This is a genomic window from Pseudomonas mandelii, from assembly GCF_006438925.1.
In the GTDB taxonomy this organism is placed as follows: domain Bacteria; phylum Pseudomonadota; class Gammaproteobacteria; order Pseudomonadales; family Pseudomonadaceae; genus Aquipseudomonas; species Aquipseudomonas mandelii_C.
Map to the genome: position 1 here is coordinate 541186 of NZ_RCZA01000003.1, position 17848 is coordinate 559033.

The 17848-nt window shown below is 59.2% G+C and carries 17 protein-coding genes, 1 pseudogene and 1 riboswitch; of the genes and pseudogenes, 8 read left to right on the top strand and 10 right to left on the bottom strand.

Annotated elements, in window-relative coordinates; all coding sequences use genetic code 11:
- Positions 1–27 precede the first annotated feature (27 nt).
- From EAH74_RS09605 to EAH74_RS09615, 3 genes are all read right to left on the bottom strand, one after another.
- Entirely contained in the window at positions 28–1392 is a 1365-nt protein-coding gene (locus EAH74_RS09605) for a DUF1329 domain-containing protein (RefSeq protein ID WP_140677864.1), read from the bottom strand.
- 28 nt (positions 1393–1420) lie between these two features.
- Positions 1421–3358: a DUF1302 domain-containing protein gene (locus EAH74_RS09610; protein ID WP_056740851.1), complete on the bottom strand. Its 1938-nt coding sequence runs from the start codon at positions 3356–3358 to the stop codon at positions 1421–1423.
- A 337-nt stretch (positions 3359–3695) separates the two neighbouring features.
- Positions 3696–5378, bottom strand: coding sequence for a fatty acid--CoA ligase (locus EAH74_RS09615; protein ID WP_140677866.1), 1683 nt, complete (start codon positions 5376–5378; stop codon positions 3696–3698).
- 344 nt (positions 5379–5722) lie between these two features.
- Here EAH74_RS09615 and EAH74_RS09620 point away from each other — a divergent pair, with 344 nt between their 5' ends.
- Positions 5723–6616 (top strand): glycosyltransferase family 2 protein, encoded by an 894-nt coding sequence (locus tag EAH74_RS09620; protein WP_140677867.1) that lies wholly within the window; start codon positions 5723–5725, stop codon positions 6614–6616.
- 15 nt (positions 6617–6631) lie between these two features.
- Here EAH74_RS09620 and EAH74_RS09625 read toward each other — a convergent pair whose 3' ends face one another.
- Positions 6632–7261, bottom strand: coding sequence for a LysE family translocator (locus EAH74_RS09625; protein ID WP_123365664.1), 630 nt, complete (start codon positions 7259–7261; stop codon positions 6632–6634).
- 91 nt (positions 7262–7352) lie between these two features.
- Here EAH74_RS09625 and EAH74_RS09630 point away from each other — a divergent pair, with 91 nt between their 5' ends.
- From EAH74_RS09630 to EAH74_RS09640, 3 genes are all read left to right on the top strand, one after another.
- On the top strand, positions 7353–8318 hold the full coding sequence (locus EAH74_RS09630) for a 2-hydroxyacid dehydrogenase (protein ID WP_140677869.1): 966 nt from the start codon (positions 7353–7355) through the stop codon (positions 8316–8318).
- Between the two features lie 33 nt (positions 8319–8351).
- Positions 8352–9350, top strand: a complete 999-nt coding sequence (locus tag EAH74_RS09635; RefSeq protein ID WP_140677871.1) for a class I SAM-dependent methyltransferase — start codon at positions 8352–8354, stop codon at positions 9348–9350.
- Between the two features lie 40 nt (positions 9351–9390).
- Positions 9391–9515: riboswitch (yybP-ykoY riboswitch) on the top strand.
- A gap of 88 nt (positions 9516–9603) precedes the next feature.
- Entirely contained in the window at positions 9604–10188 is a 585-nt protein-coding gene (locus EAH74_RS09640; RefSeq protein ID WP_008155932.1) for a TMEM165/GDT1 family protein, read from the top strand.
- 133 nt (positions 10189–10321) lie between these two features.
- Here the strand turns inward: EAH74_RS09640 and EAH74_RS09645 are convergent, their stop codons facing one another.
- Entirely contained in the window at positions 10322–11140 is an 819-nt protein-coding gene (locus EAH74_RS09645; RefSeq protein ID WP_140677873.1) for a M48 family metallopeptidase, read from the bottom strand.
- A 1361-nt stretch (positions 11141–12501) separates the two neighbouring features.
- On the opposite strand from EAH74_RS09645, the pseudogene EAH74_RS33795 reads away from it, so the two are divergent.
- Both EAH74_RS33795 and EAH74_RS33800 read left to right on the top strand, forming a co-directional pair.
- Positions 12502–12696: pseudogene (locus EAH74_RS33795) on the top strand (HAMP domain-containing protein); the annotation flags it as partial.
- Positions 12697–12810: 114 nt separating this feature from the next.
- Entirely contained in the window at positions 12811–13554 is a 744-nt protein-coding gene (locus EAH74_RS33800) for a methyl-accepting chemotaxis protein (protein WP_413696193.1), read from the top strand.
- A 188-nt stretch (positions 13555–13742) separates the two neighbouring features.
- On the opposite strand, the gene EAH74_RS09655 is transcribed toward EAH74_RS33800, so the two are convergent.
- The 3 genes from EAH74_RS09655 to EAH74_RS09665 are packed head-to-tail and all read right to left on the bottom strand — an operon-like array spanning position 13743 to position 14854.
- Entirely contained in the window at positions 13743–14366 is a 624-nt protein-coding gene (locus tag EAH74_RS09655; protein WP_046048287.1) for an SOS response-associated peptidase, read from the bottom strand.
- A gap of 35 nt (positions 14367–14401) precedes the next feature.
- Positions 14402–14662, bottom strand: a complete 261-nt coding sequence (locus EAH74_RS09660; protein WP_140677877.1) for a putative signal transducing protein — start codon at positions 14660–14662, stop codon at positions 14402–14404.
- A gap of 9 nt (positions 14663–14671) precedes the next feature.
- On the bottom strand, positions 14672–14854 hold the full coding sequence (locus tag EAH74_RS09665) for a CPXCG motif-containing cysteine-rich protein (protein ID WP_123365657.1): 183 nt from the start codon (positions 14852–14854) through the stop codon (positions 14672–14674).
- A gap of 142 nt (positions 14855–14996) precedes the next feature.
- On the opposite strand from EAH74_RS09665, the gene EAH74_RS09670 reads away from it, so the two are divergent.
- A complete protein-coding gene (locus EAH74_RS09670) occupies positions 14997–16160 on the top strand; it encodes a 1-acyl-sn-glycerol-3-phosphate acyltransferase (RefSeq protein ID WP_193560123.1) in 1164 nt (387 codons plus the stop codon).
- Positions 16161–16286: 126 nt separating this feature from the next.
- Here the strand turns inward: EAH74_RS09670 and EAH74_RS09675 are convergent, their stop codons facing one another.
- The gene (locus EAH74_RS09675; RefSeq protein WP_140677880.1) at positions 16287–16571 is read right to left on the bottom strand and encodes a hypothetical protein; all 285 of its coding nucleotides are present in this window, start codon (positions 16569–16571) and stop codon (positions 16287–16289) included.
- Between the two features lie 190 nt (positions 16572–16761).
- Between EAH74_RS09675 and EAH74_RS09680 the strand changes: the two genes are divergently transcribed.
- Positions 16762–16968, top strand: a complete 207-nt coding sequence (locus EAH74_RS09680) for a hypothetical protein (RefSeq protein ID WP_140677882.1) — start codon at positions 16762–16764, stop codon at positions 16966–16968.
- A 194-nt stretch (positions 16969–17162) separates the two neighbouring features.
- On the opposite strand, the gene EAH74_RS09690 is transcribed toward EAH74_RS09680, so the two are convergent.
- On the bottom strand, positions 17163–17747 hold the full coding sequence (locus EAH74_RS09690) for a YajG family lipoprotein (protein ID WP_033061281.1): 585 nt from the start codon (positions 17745–17747) through the stop codon (positions 17163–17165).
- Between the last annotated feature and the right edge of the window lie 101 nt (positions 17748–17848).

The window sequence follows — 17848 nt, forward strand, 5'->3', positions numbered from 1 at the left end:
GAGGATGCGGCCTCTGTTCAGGACAGCTTAGCGAACACCATCCTGGCGCAGAGCGGCCGGAGTGAAGTCGCTGGTGGTGGCGGTGAAGCCGAAGTCATACGCCGACTTCTCTTCGTTCTTCATGCCCAGCGCCAGGTAGCGACCCGATTGCAGGTCGTACAAGGTTTCCAGGGTGTACCACGGCACTTGAACGTTGTAGTAATTCTGGGAGTGAGCTTCCGCCACACGCCACAGTTGATTACGACCGTCGTAGTGGTCGATCACGGCCGCTTGCCAGGTGTCTTCGTCGATGTAGAAGTCACGCTTGGCATAGATGTGGCGCTGACCTTCCTTCAAGGTAGCCACCACATGCCAGACCCGGCGCAGCTCGTAACGAGCTAGGTCCTGATTGATGTGACCGGCCTTGATGATGTCGTCGTACTTGAGTTGCGGCGAGTCGAGTTTGTAGCTGTCGGAGGCGATGTACATCTCTTTCTTGCCTTCGAGCTTCCAGTCGTAACGATCCGGTGCACCGTTGTACATGTCCAGGTTGTCGGAGGTACGCAGGCCGTCGGCTGCGGTACCCGGCCCGTCATAGGACACTTGTGGTGCGCGACGCACACGACGCTGACCGGCGTTGTAGACCCAAGCCGAACGTGGCTCTTTCACTTGGTCGAGGGTTTCGTGCACCAGCAGCACACCACCGGCCAGACGTGCCGGCGCGGTCACTTTCTGCTTGAAGTAGAACAGGATGTTGCCCGGGTTCGCCGGATCGTAATCCTTCATCTTGTCGCGGAACACGAACTGGTCCTGGAAGTACACCAGGCTGTACGAGCCGTTCGGCTGCGGCGTGGCCTGGGTCACCAGACGGGTCACGCTGCCACCGCGATAGCGGGTGATGTGGTTCCAGATGACTTCGACGCCGGTCTTCGGAATCGGGAATGGAACTGCGGCTTCGAAGTTCTCCAGACCGTTGCCGCCGGACACCAGGTTAGTGCTGGTGGCGTTTTTCTTGATGGAGGCAAACACGGCATCCGGCACGGTCGCGCCGCGATGGGACGGGTAGACCGGCATCTTGAAGGTTTCCGGGTAGCGCTTGAACATCGCGTACTGGCCCGGTGCGAGTTTGTCCTTGTACTGGTCGACGTTCTGCGCCGTGATGGTGAACAGCGGTTTTTCACTGGCGTACGGGTCGGACAGGAAACCTTTGCTGTCCGCGGTGCCGGCGTTTTTCGCCATCGGTTTCCAGGCCGGGATCGATCCGTCAGCGTTGCCCGCCATCTCGGCGCCCATCGGGGTCAGGCTCTTGCCCAGTTTGTCCGCTTCGGCCGCAGGGACCGCTGCCATGACGCCGGTCGCCAGCAGCGAAAGCCCCAGAACACCGACGTGGAACAGACTCTTTGTTATTTTCATAGGTGTGTTCGTCCTGATAATGCAGTGCTTAGAAGTTCACGCCGAAGCTGAGCGCAACGAAATCGCGGTCATCGACGGTGGTGTACTTGCCATCAAAGAAGTTGGTGTAAGCCAGGCTCGCGGTGTAGGTGTTCTGGTACTCGGCATCGACGCCCAGGCTCACCGCTTTGCGCCCTTCCTCGAAGTTGCCGCCAGGGCCAGGCGAGTAGCCTTCCACGTCATGCGACCAGGCCACGTTCGGCTTGAGGTTCACACCGGCGAATACGTCGTTGTATTCCCAGATGGCACGACCACGGTAGCCCCAGGAGTTTGCGGTGGTGAACCCGTCGTTTTCACAGTAGCGACTGACGTTGTTTTGCGGTCCGCCTGCCAGGGTAGAGGTGTTCAATGCCACGCACTGACCACTTGGCAATGGACCAGGGCCGTAGCTCGGGTCACGGCCGTAACGCGCTTTGGAAGAGCTTTCCAGACCGCCAACGTGAGTAAAGCCGACCTCGCCCACCAGGGTCAGTCGCTCAGCGCCCATCACCTGGTCGAAGAAGTGAGTAAGGGTCGTCTGGAGCTGGGTCACTTCCTTGCGGCGATAACCTTGCTGATCCTGCCCTGGCGTCCCCTGGAGCACGGAAACGTTAGGGTTCAGAGGCGTCAGACCGGAAAATAGAATGTCGGTGGTGTTGAGCTGAACCGGAGCATTCGGCCGGTAGCTGACTTCACCACTCCACGCAGTACCTGTAGGTAACGTGGTGGAGAAGCTCAAGCCATACAGACGAATATCTTCAGGGTACTCGACGTAGTAGCTGGAGTTACCCGCCACCACCAACGGCAGCAAGGTCGGGGCCAGGCCTGCCGCGACACCGGCCGGAACACCCGCAGCCCTCAGTGAACCCACCAGGCCCGCCGCGCTGTAAGCGCTCGCCGGAGCACCTTTGCCGCTGAAAATCGGCGCACGGCTGTGGTAGTTCATGAAGTAGGCGCCGAACTCGGTGTCCAGCGGATCGAACATGTATTTGAAGGACACGCCGAATTGACCGCTGTCACGGGCATCGCGGTCCGGACCGCGACGAACGATTACACCTTCATCCGGGTTGCCCCAGGTCACGCCTTTGGCAGCCAGGGTGTTGATGCTGGCATTACGCAGCGAAGCCGGCAGCCCCGCAGCTGTCAATGCGCTGTTGAGTCCGTTACGGGTGCGCAGTACGGCCAGGTTGTTGTCGCAGCCATCCGCAATCACGTCCGGTTGCGAGAAGAAGGTGCCGCAGTTGTCGACAACGGTCTGGTCCCATTCGAGCTGGTAGAAGGCTTCAGTCGAGAGGTTCTCGGTGAGGCTCTGGGACACGTAGAACATGTTGACCGGGATCAGGCCTTCCTTGATCTCGGCACCGGGACGACGGAACGCGGACACGTCGATCGGGTTGATCGAGTTGATACCGCCGCCGATGAAGGTACTTTCACCCCAACTCACTACTTGCTTGCCCAGACGCACGGAGCCCGGCTGATCGGCAACGGAGTAGTTGTGGTAGACGAACGCGTCGAGGATCTGGCCGCCGGAGGACTTGGCGCCTTCCTTGCGGTTGCTGTCGCTGATGTCCTTGAACGGACGGCTTTCGTCCTTGAGTTCAAAGTCGTACCAGTATTTGCCACGGACGAAAACGCCGGTATCGCCATATTTCAATTCAAGGTCATGGATGCCCTTGAAGATTTTGGAGAACGTTTCGCCGCTCTTGAAGTTCAGGTGACCGTCGTCGGAAGTCTGGGACAAGCCGCGGCCGCCGTTGTTGACGCCGATGAGGTTCTTGTTGGCATTTTCAGTAGACCAACTGGCACCGACCGACAGGGACGAGTCGAACTGACCTTCGATTTCTCCAACGTTGAAACTGACGCCGAATGCTGGCCCGGCGAGCGTAGAGGCAAGACTGACCGCCAGGGGCAGTTTTGCCCGGCGCCAGAACTGGTTTACTGATGTCATCGACGCTACTCCATGTGCATTATTGTTATGGCAGTGAGCACTTCTAAAAACGCTGTGGATGACTGGGAGCCAAGGTGTCCCTAAGTCATTCCAAAGTTGCATCGCCCCGGTTTTGTGCGTTTGCTCCGTTCTTAAAAATCCTTGAGCGGACTATAGCCAGCAGGTAGTACTGCTTGATCCCTCTAAAGTGTGATTTGCAGCCGCCAGCCACTCTGGAACAGTCCTTTGCCAAGCCGACGCCCGTCGGCCCGTCTAGGATGGCTGAAAATTCGGATTTGACAAGCCAAGCGCTTGCTTGGTGGGGCTGGCGTGCCCTTTTGGGCACGCCAGGTGACGCTTAAAGCGTCGAGAGGAAGGTGCTGTTGTTGGCTTGCCATTCGGTGATGTCGACGCGAATACGCTTCTTGTCGAGTTTGCCGACACTGGTCTTGGGAATTTCAGTAACAAGGGCGATCTGACTCGGGATGGCCCATTTGCTCAAATGCCCCTGCTCCACGAATGGCTTGAGGTGTTCCTTCAGTTCTTTAGCCCCGATCACATGGCCTTCGCGGATCACCAGCAGTGCGAACGGACGTTCGCCCCACTGCGGATCGGCGATGCCCACAACTGCTACTTCGCGTACCGCAGGGTGGCGGCTGATCAAGTCTTCAAGGTCCAGGGAGGAGATCCACTCGCCGCCGGTCTTGATCACATCCTTGATGCGGTCGCGAATGTCGATCACACCCATGCTGTCCAGGGTCGCTACGTCACCGGTGTGCAGCCAGCCCCCGGCCCAGAGCTCGGCGCCCTTTTGCGGTTCGTTGAAATAGCCCTCGGTGAGCCATGGCGCACGCAGCACCAGTTCGCCTTGGGTCTCGCCATCGGCGGGCAGGAAGTTGCCGTCGGTGTCGACGATCGCCGCCTCCACCAATGGCCCCGGTACACCGGCCTTGATCCGGTACGTGGTGCGTTCGTCTTCGGTGCCGGCCATCAACTCATCGTTGAGGTGAGCACACGACACCAACGGCCCGGTTTCCGACATGCCGTAAGCGGCGGTCAGTTGAATGCCCTTGGCCTTGGCCGCGTCGTATAGCGCACGGTTCAGCGCACTGCCGCCGATGACGATTTTCCAGCCACCGAAATCCGTGCCTTGCGCCGCTTTGGAATTGAGGACCATTTGCAGGATGGTCGGCACGCAATGGGAAAAGGTGACCTTCTCCTTGCGCCACAGCTCCACCAGGTACTCAGGGTCATAGCGACCGGGATAGACCTGCTTGAGCCCAAGCATGGTCGCCACATACGGCAGGCCCCAGGCGTGCACATGGAACATCGGGGTGATCGGCATGTACACGTCGTTGGTGCCCAGCAACCGCACGCTGTCGATGGCGCCCATGATGGTCGACACACCCATGGTGTGCAGCACCAGTTGCCGATGGGTGAAGTACACGCCTTTGGGATTACCGGTGGTGCCGGTGGTGTAGAACGTGGTTGCGACCGAGTTTTCGTCGAAATCCTGGAAGTCGTACTGCGTGCTCGCCGCGGCCAGCAACTGCTCGTACTCGCCGATGAGGTTCGGCAAATCGGCGGTTTTTTCCGGCAGATCGGTCAGCAGCAGGGTTTTCTCCACGGTGGTCAGGTGCCCGGCAATGGCCTGGTACAACCCGACGAACTCGCTGTTGACCAGCACAAAGCGGTCCTCGGCGTGGTTCATGGTGTAGAGGATTTGTTCCGGTGACAGGCGCACGTTAATGGTGTGGATCACCGCGCCGATCATCGGGATGGCGAACATGCATTCCAGATAACGATGGCTGTCCCAGTCCATCACCGCCACGGTATCCCCGGCCTTGACGCCGGCCGCCGTCAGCACGTTGGCCAGCCTGGCGACCCGTTCGATCAGGGTCGGATAGCTGTAGCGCAACTGGTCGCGGTAAATGATCTCGCGGGTTTTTTCATAACGAGCGCCGGACATCAGCAGCCGTTTAATCAGCAGCGGATACTGGTAAGCGCCTTCGGCTGGAGGAATAACGCGAGTCTGCAACATAAGAGTCCCTTTTCTGACTGCACGGTCGTGGCTGAAAGTAAGCACTTTAGTGCCCTTGGACGCCAGCCAAATCAGCCAAAGGAATGATTTGCAGAACCGGACAAATGCTAGCTTTGCGCCACTACCTGGCGTGTTTCATCGGGAATTCGGGATCTGCGCTGTAAAACGTTGAAACGCATGCGCGCAATACTTGTCTGTGACACTACGTACGATACGGACACGATGAGCGGATCGGTTGGCAGCCAAACAGTTGTCCAGGTCGCCCAACCCTCCACCTCATCTTCAAGAGAAGGATCTTGTCACTAGACCTGTCTGGTCACACGCCATCGGTATCCCATACAACAATGAGTATTGAACTGACCGCCCCCGAGAACTCACCATCGACACAAGCGCCTCTGGTTTCCATCGTGGCGCCCTGTTTCAACGCGAAAAAGTACCTGGAAGTCGCCATCAAGAGCATCTTCGCCCAGGACTACCCGAACTTCGAAGTCATCATCGTGGACGATGGGTCCAGCGACGACAGCCTCGCCATACTCAAGCGCTTACAACACACCTATGACTTCCAGCTGTATTCGCAACCGAACCGGGGCGTGAGCGCGGCACTCAACCACGGCTTGCGATACGCCAAAGGCGTCTATGTGTCGACGCCGGACCTGGATGACATCATGTTGCCGGAGTCCGTGCGCATTCGCGCCGAATACCTGGGCAAGCACCCGAATGTCGGCTGCGTAGGTGCGCTGATCAGCTACATGGACAGCGATGGCAACACCATCAAGCAGCAACAACGCGACCGGATACACACCTACAACTTCGATCAGGTCCTCAGAGGTGCCGTCGTGGTCGGCGCCCCTGTTGCGCTCTATCGCATGAAAGCGATGCGAAGTGCCGACTTCTACGCGCCGAAGCTGCGGGTTCAGGACTTCCAGATGACGTTGCGGATTGCCCGGCTGGGTTATGAGATCCATGAATTGCCGATCTGCATGACCCGCTATCGCCGCCATGCCAACAACCTGTCGAGAAAATACCGGATGCTGCTCCAGGCGGACCTTGAGGCGATCGCGCCGTACGTGAACCATCCCGGCTACCAGAGCGCCCGCACCAAACTGGTGAACAAGGCCCTCAAATATGCGGTGGTTGAAGACAAGCAAGAAGCCTGGCAGCTGTTGCGCTCGATCCCCTGGCGACACCTCAATCGAACCAGCTTCAAACGCTTCAAGCGGCTGGTATTACATCGCTAGCCGCCTCACAAGGCCTCAGTGCATCTCGGTAAACGCGAGTTTCACACCGATGGCAATCAGCACGGCGCCCATCGTCCGATCGAACCAGTGGCCCATCCGGGCAAAACCTGCGCGTACGCGCTGCTGGCTGAACAGCATCGCCACCAGGCAGAACCACACTGCGGTGGCCACCGCGAGGTAGATGCCGTAGCCCGCCTGTACCGCCAGCGGCGTTTGCGGATTGATCACCACGGTGAACAGCGAGAGGAAAAACAGCGTCGCTTTCGGGTTCAGACCGTTGGTCACGAAACCCGAAGTGAAGGCGCCACGAGCGGTGCGCTCGCCCGCTTCCTTGTGCAGATCGTCAGCCGCCGGTTGGGCCGGCTGCGCGCGCAAGGCCTTGAAGCCGATGTACAGCAAGTACGCGGCGGCCGCCCATTTCAGGGCATTAAACAACACGATCGATTGGGACACGATCAGGCCAATGCCGAGCAACGAATAGCCGACGTGCAGGAAAATCGCCGTGCCGACGCCCAGCGCCGTCCAGGTGCCGGCGCGACGACCATGGGTCACGCTCTCACGCACCACCACGGCAAAGTCCGGGCCGGGGCTGGCCACGGCCAGCAAGTGAATCAGGGCAACGGTCAAAAACTCTGTCCAGTACATGGGGGATCCTTTTCGCCAAGCGTAACTGTTTGTTTCATCTGGTAGGCTCGGCAGATTACGCCTTCAGTTCATTGCACAAAAGGTACAGTTGATGACGAACACTCACCGCGCCGTTTTCCTCGACCACCCGTCCCTGGACCTGGGTGACCTCGACCTCAGCCCGCTGCAAGAGTGTTTCAGCGATTTACAGCTTTTCGCCCAGACCACGCAGGACCAAGTGATCGAACGCCTCAAGGGCGCCACCGTTGCCATCACCAACAAAATCCTGATCGACGCCGCCGCCATCGCTGCCAGCCCCGAGCTGAAGCTGATTCTGATCACCGCCACCGGCACCAACAACGTTGACCTCGCCGCCGCCCGCGCCCACGGAATTACCGTCTGCAACTGCCAGGGTTACGGCACGCCGTCGGTGGCGCAGCACACGATCATGTTGCTACTCAATCTGGCAACGCGCCTGGCCGATTATCAAAAGGCTGTCGGCGAAGGTCGCTGGCAGCAGGCGAAACAGTTCTGCCTGCTGGATTACCCGATTGTCGAACTGGAAGGCAAAACCCTCGGCCTGCTCGGTCACGGCGAACTGGGCGGCGCGGTTGCACGACTGGCCGAAGCCTTTGGCATGCGTGTACTGCTCGGTCAGATTCCCGGGCGCCCTGCCCGGCCGGATCGTTTGCCACTGGATGAGCTGCTGCCGCAGATCGACGCGCTGACCCTGCACTGTCCACTCAACGAACACACCCGCCACTTCATCGGAGCCCGTGAGCTGGCCTCGATGAAACCCGGTGCGTTCGTGGTCAACACCGCACGCGGCGGCCTGATCGACGAACAGGCCCTGGCCGATGCCTTGCGCAACGGTCACCTGGGTGGCGCGGCTACCGACGTGTTGAGCGTCGAGCCACCGACCGCCGGCAATCCGCTGCTGGCCCCTGACATTCCACGGTTGATTGTCACCCCGCACAATGCTTGGGGCAGTCGCGAGGCACGCCAGCGAATCGTGGGCCAGTTGACCGAAAACGCTCAGGGATACTTCAGTGGTAAAGCGCTGCGGGTCGTCAGTTGATAGACTGCGGCACTTTTTTCACAGGAGCAGAGTATGGATCCGCGCAGTGAAGTACTGCTTCGTCAGGCCGAGTTATTCCAGGGTTCGGTGCTGCTGGCCGGTTTGCCCGCCGATGACCTGCTGGGCCGTTTGCCCGACGCTCATGGCTGGTGCTGGCATGCCGGCGATCAAGCAGCGCTGGACGCCCGTTTCGCCGAGCGCAGCCATTTTGGTGTGACTGTAACGGAGCGTGCGTTCGACACCGCCGTGGTGTTTCTGCCCAAGTCCAAGGACCTGACCGACTACATCCTCAACGCCCTCGCCTCCAGACTGGCCGGTTGTGAACTGTATCTGGTGGGTGAAAAACGCAGCGGCATCGAAGGCGCGGCCAAGCAACTGAACCCCTTCGGCAAACCGCGCAAGCTCGACAGCGCGCGGCATTGCCAGCTGTGGCAGGTTACCGTGGCCACTGCGCCGCAAGCCAAGTCGCTGGAAAGCCTGGCCCAGACTTATGAGTTGCCGCTGGCCGAAGGTCCGCTAAAAGTCATTAGCCTGCCGGGCGTGTTCAGCCACGGTCGGCTGGATCGCGGCAGCGCGCTGTTGCTGGAGCATCTGGACAAATTGCCGAGCGGCCATTTGCTGGACTTCGGTTGTGGTGCCGGTGTGTTGGGAGCAGCCGTGAAACGTCGCTATCCACACAACCAGGTCACCTTGCTTGATGTGGATGCGTTTGCGGCTGCCAGTAGTCGCCTGACATTGGCTGCCAACGGTCTGGAAGCTGACGTGATTACCGGTGACGGTATCGACGCAGCACCGATGGGCTTGAGTGCGATTTTGAGCAACCCGCCGTTCCATGTCGGCGTTCACACCGACTACTTCGCTACCGAGAACTTGCTGCGAAAAGCGGCCAAACATCTGAAAAACGGCGGCGAACTGCGCTTGGTAGCCAACAGCTTCCTGAAGTACCAGCCACTGATCGAAGAGCATCTGGGCATCTGTGCGATCAAGGCTGAAGGACAGGGTTTCAGAATCTATCGGGCTAAACGCGGGTAAAAAATTAGTGCTTGCCGAATAGATTCTGCCTAGGCAGAATCCGCTCCGTCCTAGGGGAGTAGTCTCCCACGAGCGCCATGCTCGTCCGGCATACGTCAACATACTTGGTCAACAGACCATGGCGTATGCGACCCAAGCGTCCGCATCAGACGGATCGCAGGGTTTGACAAGACCTATGACACGAACACCTTACCCGGGGCGGGAAGGCTGTACGTGTCATAGCCGTGTCGACCCGCCCCTTAGGAAAACCCTGATGCTGGATTCACTTCTCGTTCCCACCGCAATCGTTGCCTTGGCCGAAATCGGCGACAAGACGCAACTGCTCGCGCTCATTCTCGCCGCTCGCTTTCGTAAACCCTGGCCGATCATCGCCGGTATCGTCGCTGCAACCCTGGCCAACCACGCAGCAGCCGGTGCGGTAGGCGCCTGGGTCGGTAGTTTCTTCTCGAATGCGACGCTGCACTGGATCCTCGCCGCGAGCTTCACCGCGACTGCGCTGTGGACGCTGGTACCGGACAAGATGGATGACGACGAAGCCAGCACCGCCCGCAAGTTCGGACCGTTCCTGACCACGCTGATCGCGTTTTTCCTTGCGGAGATGGGTGACAAGACTCAAGTCGCCACGGTGATGCTCGCTGCGCAATACCCGGAACTGTGGCTGGTGATCATCGGCACCACCGCCGGGATGTTGATTGCCAACGTGCCGGTGGTTTTGGCGGGTAACTTTGCCGCGGATAAATTGCCGTTGACGTTAATTCGTCGCCTGGCGGCGTCGGCATTCTTCATCCTCGCCATTGTCGCGGTGTACAAGGCGATGCAGAGCAGCGGTTGGGTGTAACTCGGTAGGTCAGTCACACCGCGTCATCGTTCTTCGCGAGCAAGCTCGCTCCCACAGGGGTCAGTGTCGATCACAAAACCAATGTGGGAGCGAGCTTGCTCGCGAAGGCGTCAGCAGCCGCGCCACGTGCCTATCAGGACTTCTTGGCTTTCTCGTACAGCGGCATGACTTTCGGGATCGCCGCCTGCAAGGAAGCAATACGACTCGACGACGCCGGGTGAGTACTCATGAACTCCGGCGGCGAACCTTCCGAGGCCTTGGTCATCTTGTTCCACAGGGTGATCGCGGCGTTCGGGTTGTAACCGGCGCGAGCGGCCAGTTCCAGGCCGATCAGGTCCGCCTCGTTTTCATTGGCGCGACTGTTGGGCAAGGTCATGCCGTAGTTGGCCACAGTATCCGCCAGCGCCAGGCTGTCCTGGCCCAGACCGAACAAAGCACCGGCGCCCTGTTTGGCCATTTCAATGCCATAAGCCTTGGACATCGCTTCACGACCATGCTCGCGCAGGGCGTGGGCGATTTCGTGGCCCATGATCGCGGCGATCTCATCGTCGGTCAGTTGCAGGCTGTCGATCAGCCCCGTGTAGAAAATGATCTTGCCGCCAGGCCCGCAGTTGGCGTTGAGCTCGTCGCTCTTGATCAGGTTGACTTCCCATTTCCATTGGGCCGAATCCGGACGGAAAACCGGCGCCTGGGCAATCAGCCGGTCGGCAATCGCCTGGACACGTTTGGCCTCGTTACTGGTCTTGTCCAGCACGCCTTTGGTGTTCGCCTCTCCGACAGTCTTTTGATAAGACTGGGCGTACATCTGGTTGACCTCGTCGGTCGACAACATGCTGAACATGTACTGCTTGCGCTCAACGCCCACCGCGCCACCGCTGGTGGTATTGACCGACTGACAACCGGCGAGCAGCAAACCTGCGCTCAGTGCACACACAACCAATGTCTTGCTCATCAAAAATCTCCCTGAAACATGCGGCGTATCCTAGGCGGTGAGTTGTATCGACGCCAGATACATCAGACATTCAGACGCACATTTCGGACAAAGCTCCCGTCGCCGCAGGAAAAAACTCACATAACCTCACCCGCCACGGCCGGTGCCGTCCCGTAATGATTCATTTGCGACACCAACCGCTTCAAAACAGCCAATTCGCCACCGCCCGCTCATGGTCATCCAGCCCCCTGCCGATACAGCACCGCAGACGTCCTCTTGCGTGCGGAGCACCCATGAAATTCAAGTCGATCCAGTTTTCCGTGGCGGCCCTCGCCGGCGCCATCGTTCTTAGTGTCGTGGCCGCCCTGGTGCTGTACGCCCTGTTTTCCGGCGCACGGACACAAGACATGGTCCAGCAGCGGACCCAGGCACAATTCGAGCAAGTCATCGAACAGCGCCTGACGTCACTGGCGCAAACCCAGGTCAGCCAGATCCAGCGCGAGCTCGAAGCGCCACTGCTGATTGCCGGCGGACTGGTGCGAGTCAACGCATTGATCGGCACCCCGGGCGCCGATGGCCAGCCACAGTTGAACCTGAGCCGTGAGCAATTGATCAGCCTGATCAAGGAAAACGTCACCAAGAACCCGAAAATTCTCGGTACCTACATCGGTTGGGAAAAAAACGCCCTCGATCACAACGATGCGGCCTACGTCGACACCAAAGTGGTTGGCATCGACGCCAGCAACGGGCGTTTCCTGCCGTGGTGGTTCCGCAACGAAGACGGCAGTCTGGGCCTGGACAAACTGGTGGACGTCGACGACCAGAAAACCCTGTCCACCGGCGTACGCGCCAGCGAGTACTACCTGTGCTCGAAAGAAACCAAAAAATCCTGCGTGATCGATCCGGCACCCTACAAGGTCGGCGACAAGATCGTCATGCTCGCCTCCTTTATAGAACCGATCATGCTCAACGGGGCCTTCCAGGGCATCGTCGGCGCTGACCTCTCGGTGAACTTCATCCAGGAAATGCTCCTCGGCGCGAATCAGAAGTTGTACAGCGGCGCTGGTGAAATGGCCCTGATTGGCGGCAACAGCCGGATCGTTGCCTACACCAAGGACCCGAGCAAATTCGGCGAGAAGGTCAGCGACATCCTCGACAGCCAGCAGATCGCCAACATGGCCAATCTCAAGCGCGGCGAAGTCACCTACACCGTCGACAAGGCCCAGGGCCGGATCGAGTTGTACTTGCCGTTCGGCATCGGCCAGACCGACGCTCGCTGGACCCTCATGCTGCAACTGCCACTGAACGCGGTGATGGCCGATCTGCAAAAACTTCAGGGCGATCTGGACGCCCAGCGCAAGTCCGACACCTTCGGCATGGCCATGGTCGGCTTGTTGATTGCCGGTATCGGTTTGCTGGTGATCTGGCTGGTGGGCCACGGCATTGCCCGGCCGCTGAAGCAGATGGTTGCCATGCTCGACGACATCGCTCAGGGCGAAGGTGACCTGACTCGCCGCCTGACCAGCGACCGCGCCGACGAACTAGGCTCGATCGCCAAAGGCTTCAACACCTTCCTGGCCAAGTTGCAGGTGATGATCACCCAAGTGGTGACTTCGGTGCAGAGCGTCAGTGATTCGTCGGAACACACCGCCGACATCGCCATCCGCACCAACATCGGCGTGCACAAGCAAATGGCCGAGATTGATCAGGTGGCCACGGCGGTGCATGAAATGACAGCGACCGCTCAGGACGTGGCGCGCAACGCGACCCAGGCTGCGCAAGCCGCCAGCCATGCCGATCAGGCCGCGGCGCAGGGCATGCAAATCGTGCGCGATACGTCGAACTCGATTGGCGTGCTGGCGATAGAAATCGGCAAGGCTGTCGGCGTGGTGCAAACCTTGGCCAAGGACAGCGAGAACATCAATGCGATCCTGACGGCCATTCGCGGGATCGCCGAACAAACCAACCTGCTGGCCTTGAACGCCGCCATCGAAGCGGCACGGGCTGGCGAACAGGGACGCGGTTTTGCGGTGGTAGCCGATGAAGTGCGCAACCTGGCGCAGAAAACTCAGAAAGCCACTGAAGAAATTCAGACCATGATTCAGCAACTGCAACAAGGCACGCGCGATGTGGTGCGGGTGATGGAGGACAGTCAGAGCCGCACCGATGAAAGCGTGCAGCATGCGGCGAAAGCGGCCGAGGCGCTGGAGACGATTACTCAGGCCGTGTCGGTGATCAACGACATGAACACCCAGATTGCCAGTGCGGCTGAGGAACAGAGTGCGGTGGCTGACGACATCAACCGTAACGTGATCAACATCGGACAAGTGGCCAATGAAGTGGCGGGCGGGGCGGATGAATCGAGTGCGGCGAGTGCGGATCTGACCAAGTTGGCTGAGCAGCAGCGGCGGTTGATCAATCAGTTCAAGGTCTGAAGAGCCCCCTCACCCTAACCCTCTCCCGGAGGGAGAGGGGACTGACCGAGGCGTATCGCGCTATCCATCGACCTGAAATATCGAGTCGAATTCAAGTTTTGAAAGCGAAAAAGATCGGCTCCCTTTCCCCCTCTCCCCTCTTGGGAGAGGGCTGGGGTGAGGGGTGGCTTTTAAACAACACCAAGATCTCAACCCGGAGTAAGACACTCCGGCCCATTCAGCTTCGGATCATTCACCAGATTCGCCAACACCCGCTCGCGTAACGCTGCGGGTTCACTGGCGAGTAACGCCTGCAACGCATGCAACGGAGTCTCTGGATTGAGCCACGCCTCCTGCCCCGCCGCATCGAGAATCAACGGCCGACGCTGACTCGCCGCCGGTTGCGTGATCACCGCCGTGCTCAGCCACACCTGCTCCTGCACCGGATACGCTTCCCAAATCGCCGCAAAGAACAGCGTCGAGCCCTCCCCTGGAGTCAGCCAATACGGACGCTTGCGTGTGGTGCCGCGCCATTCGTAAAAACCATTGGCCGGCAGCAGGCAACGGCGTTCGCGCAGGGCCTGGCGAAACATCGGTTGTTCGGCAACGGTTTCGGCCCGGGCATGGGCTGGAGTGCGAGACAGATCGGTCAACCATGGCGGCGTCAAACCCCAACGCGCGCGGGCCAACTCACGCTGACCGTCAACGCCCGCGCGCAGCATCAACACCGAATCGTTGGGAGAAATATTCCACTGGGCCTGCTGATCGGCGGGGAAGCCAGGCAGGGCCGCGAAGGCGGGGTTCCAGCGAAACAGGGCATAACGTCCACACATGGGGCAACACGACTCTTGATAAAACGAACGTCAGCCTAACAGACCAGCGTGCCGGGAAAACTGTCCGGTTCATCGCCGGGCAGTGGCAGCGCGGCATTGTACGCGGTGATCAACTCCCGGGCGTACTCGGCCTCGTCGTTATCGACCGACAGGCCCAGCAGGCCAAAGACCGGCAATTCGCCACTGCCACCGAGCAAATCGCGCCCCACCAGATGCGCCTTGATGCCCTCGCTGGCCAGCATGCCTTGCAGCAACTCACCTTCCATCAGGTTTTCCGGCTCGTAGATTCGCTGCATAGACGCCCCTTACTCGTTTTCGCTGAACACTTCGAGATGCCATTCCTCTCCATCAACCTGCAACACAAACGTTATCGGTCGACAGCACACCTGACAGTCCTCGATATAGGTCTGATCGCCCCCGGACAGATCCACAGACGTCTCAACCTCTTCACCACAATACGGACATTCGTACAGCGCAGTTTCCAGCATCGCGGTCTCCCAGGTGACTTGTGCGTATAATCGCCGGTCTATTTGCAGGGCTATTTTTGTCTGGCTAACTTTTCAGACCGTGCCCCGTTGGTTTTCGATCAAAACCTTTACTTACCCTAGCCGTTTCTAACAAGAGAGCATGATGGGCGAATTCGATGCCATCCGACCTTACAACGACAGCGAAGTCCCGGCGGTGCTGGACCGACTGCTGGGCGACAAGGCGTTTCTAGATATCCTCATCCATTTCCGCTTCCCGCGTTTTGCCGGTGCCTTCGGCTGGATGCTCAAACCTCTTATAGCTCATCGGTTGCGCCGTGAGTTCGCTGATGTTACGTCGGTGGCCACGTTGCAGGATAAAGTCGAGATGTACGTCGACCACACCATCGAGCGAGCCACGGACGGTGTGACGTACACCGGCGTCGAGCAGTTCAAGTCCGGCAGCGCCTACCTGTTCATCGCCAACCACCGCGACATCGTGATGGACCCGGCCTTCGTCAATTACGCCGTGTACCACGCCGGCCTGCCTACACCGCGCATCGCGATCGGCGACAATCTGCTGCAAAAGCCCTTCGTCAGCGATCTGATGCGCCTGAACAAGAGCTTTATCGTGCACCGTTCGATCACCGGTCGACGCGAGAAGATGGCGGCGTATCAGCTGCTGTCGGCCTACATCAACCACTCGATCCGCAACGATTGCGCTTCGATCTGGATCGCCCAGGCCGAAGGCCGGGCCAAGGACGGCGATGACCGTACCGAGTCAGCCATCCTCAAGATGTTCCACATGAGCCGCAAGGACGAGCCGTTCGGCGAAGTCATTCAGTCGTTGAACCTCACGCCGGTGTCGATCAGCTATGAATACGACCCGTGCGATCAAGCCAAGGCTCGCGAGCTGTTCATCCGCGCCACCACCGGCAGCTACACCAAAGTACCGGGCGAGGACGATGTGAGCATCGCCAAGGGCATCACCGGCTACAAGGGCCGGGTGCATGTGAACTTCGCCTCGCCGATCACCGAGCTGTTCGACGACACCAAGCAATTGGCGGTCGAGATAGACCGGCAGATCCTCGGCGGCTACCGCCTGTTCCCGGTGCACTACCTGGCCTACGCCCAGTGGAAAGACGCCGACACGCAATTGCAGGTGCCGAAAGCCGCTGAGGTGTTTGCGGCCGACGAATTGGCCAAGGCTCAGGAGCAATGGCAACAGCGTCTGGACGCTTGCCCTGAGGAGCATCGTCCGTTCATGGTCCTGCAATACGCGACGCCGGTGCGCAATCAGTACCGTGTGAAAGCAGGTTTGCCGCTGTAGGATTTTTTTAAAGCAAGATCAAAAGATCGCAGCCTCGTTTCACTCGACAGCTCCTACAGGGCGAACGCTATCCTCTGTAGGAGCTGTCGAGTGAAACGAGGCTGCGATCTTTTGCTGTTTATCAATTCAGACGCGCGTGCTGATCCACGACACCAGCAGCGCCAACCCCAGGCAGGCAAAACCGAATCGATAGAAAAACCGGTTCATGCGCAAGGTAGCCCCATCCAGCATCAACGTCGGCTCATTGATACGACGGCTCTGGCTTTGCGCTTCGAGAATGGCCTGCGCGCGCTGTTCGCGGCGACGAGTGGCATGCAGCAACCAGCCGCCCGGAAAGGCAAACAACAAGGCCAACAGGTTGATCAACTTGGCGGGATGGTTGGTAAACAGCGAAATCAAATGCAACGACATCACGGACCTCAGCAAAACAGGTGGCAGGCGCCGAACCGACGACCGCGGCGCGAATTCTACCGAAAGCCTCGCCACCTGCCCTTGCTTTCCGACAAATAACGAACCATTTGACCGATTCCTGTCCTGTGTCACGGCGCCGTCATCTGAATACGCCAGTCTGGCGCCCCTCAAAACCGACACGGAAACCGTCATGTTGCACGCCGAAAACCAGGATCGCCTCTACCTCATCGCCCAATGCGACGAACAACAAAACCTTGTCGGCAGCCTCGCCTTCAACGTCCAGGACCGCCACTGGTTGGTGTATTGCGCGCTGAGTGGGCATCAACATGCGGATTTGCCAGAGACGGATTTGCTGACGGGCGTGAGTGTGCTGGATTTTTATTCGCAGGCCGCCTGACACCGCAGATCCCTTGTGGGAGCGAGCCTGCTCGCGAAAGCGCTGTGTCAGGCACCTTTAATGCCGGATGTCAGAATGCCTTCGCGAGCAGGCTCGCTCCCACAGGTGTTGAGTGCATGTCAGTGGGAAATCGACAGGCATGAAAAAGCCCGGGACCATTGCTGGCACCGGGCTTTTTTGAATCCAGCGAACGCTTACTCGCCGAGAATCTGACCAATCGTCGGATCCTTGAACAGACGCGTCAACGCATCGCTCAACACATCGCTGACCAGCTTGGTGTTGGTTTCCTGATTCGGCGCCATACCAAAACGCTGATCCAGGGACGCACCATAACGACCGCTGTAGCGACGATTGGCATTCTGCACATCGGAGCGGAACGTCGCGCCAATGGTGGCCTCAGTTACATACATGCCTTCTTTAGGCGACTGATACTTCAGTTCGGCCAGCGTCACGGTCAACTGCGGAGCATTCAGCGCATTGGAGGTTGGGGTGAAGCCCAACAACCGCACGGCCGCTTCGGCCTGAGCCTGCAATTTCGGCAGAATCTGCGCGCCCTGCACGGTGATCGCGCTGGTCTCAGGGTACAGGCCACCACGGGTGCCCAGCGTTGGCGACGGACGACCGTCTACCACACGCACCACCACCGGTTGACCATGGCCGACCGGTGCCAGCTGAGTCGTCAGCTTGGGTTCCGGATTCAGTTGTTGCGGGCTGTGGGCGCAGCCAACCAGGGTCAAACTGGTCACAGTGATCAAACCGAACAACAGGCGTTGCAACATGCTCTTCTCTCCAGAATCAGGCACAAACAAGGCCCGCAGTATAGCGGTGGGCCACTGTGGGTAACTAGCACCTCACAGTGAATACTGAAATCTCTGACAAA

What these genes read in the sequence shown, in the direction of transcription:
- EAH74_RS33800 (WP_413696193.1), top strand. Translation starts at nt 12,811, where the DNA reads ATGGCCGAGATTGATCAGGTGGCCACGGCGGTGCATGAAATGACAGCG.
- EAH74_RS09630 (WP_140677869.1), top strand. Translation starts at nt 7,353, where the DNA reads ATGACGAACACTCACCGCGCCGTTTTCCTCGACCACCCGTCCCTGGAC.
- EAH74_RS09605 (WP_140677864.1), bottom strand. Translation starts at nt 1,392, where the DNA reads ATGAAAATAACAAAGAGTCTGTTCCACGTCGGTGTTCTGGGGCTTTCG.
- EAH74_RS09615 (WP_140677866.1), bottom strand. Translation starts at nt 5,378, where the DNA reads ATGTTGCAGACTCGCGTTATTCCTCCAGCCGAAGGCGCTTACCAGTAT.
- EAH74_RS09675 (WP_140677880.1), bottom strand. Translation starts at nt 16,571, where the DNA reads ATGTCGTTGCATTTGATTTCGCTGTTTACCAACCATCCCGCCAAGTTG.
- EAH74_RS09635 (WP_140677871.1), top strand. Translation starts at nt 8,352, where the DNA reads ATGGATCCGCGCAGTGAAGTACTGCTTCGTCAGGCCGAGTTATTCCAG.
- EAH74_RS09680 (WP_140677882.1), top strand. Translation starts at nt 16,762, where the DNA reads ATGTTGCACGCCGAAAACCAGGATCGCCTCTACCTCATCGCCCAATGC.
- EAH74_RS09620 (WP_140677867.1), top strand. Translation starts at nt 5,723, where the DNA reads ATGAGTATTGAACTGACCGCCCCCGAGAACTCACCATCGACACAAGCG.
- EAH74_RS09660 (WP_140677877.1), bottom strand. Translation starts at nt 14,662, where the DNA reads ATGCAGCGAATCTACGAGCCGGAAAACCTGATGGAAGGTGAGTTGCTG.
- EAH74_RS09625 (WP_123365664.1), bottom strand. Translation starts at nt 7,261, where the DNA reads ATGTACTGGACAGAGTTTTTGACCGTTGCCCTGATTCACTTGCTGGCC.
- EAH74_RS09610 (WP_056740851.1), bottom strand. Translation starts at nt 3,358, where the DNA reads ATGACATCAGTAAACCAGTTCTGGCGCCGGGCAAAACTGCCCCTGGCG.
- EAH74_RS09645 (WP_140677873.1), bottom strand. Translation starts at nt 11,140, where the DNA reads ATGAGCAAGACATTGGTTGTGTGTGCACTGAGCGCAGGTTTGCTGCTC.
- EAH74_RS09670 (WP_193560123.1), top strand. Translation starts at nt 14,997, where the DNA reads ATGGGCGAATTCGATGCCATCCGACCTTACAACGACAGCGAAGTCCCG.
- EAH74_RS09665 (WP_123365657.1), bottom strand. Translation starts at nt 14,854, where the DNA reads ATGCTGGAAACTGCGCTGTACGAATGTCCGTATTGTGGTGAAGAGGTT.
- EAH74_RS09690 (WP_033061281.1), bottom strand. Translation starts at nt 17,747, where the DNA reads ATGTTGCAACGCCTGTTGTTCGGTTTGATCACTGTGACCAGTTTGACC.
- EAH74_RS09655 (WP_046048287.1), bottom strand. Translation starts at nt 14,366, where the DNA reads ATGTGTGGACGTTATGCCCTGTTTCGCTGGAACCCCGCCTTCGCGGCC.
- EAH74_RS09640 (WP_008155932.1), top strand. Translation starts at nt 9,604, where the DNA reads ATGCTGGATTCACTTCTCGTTCCCACCGCAATCGTTGCCTTGGCCGAA.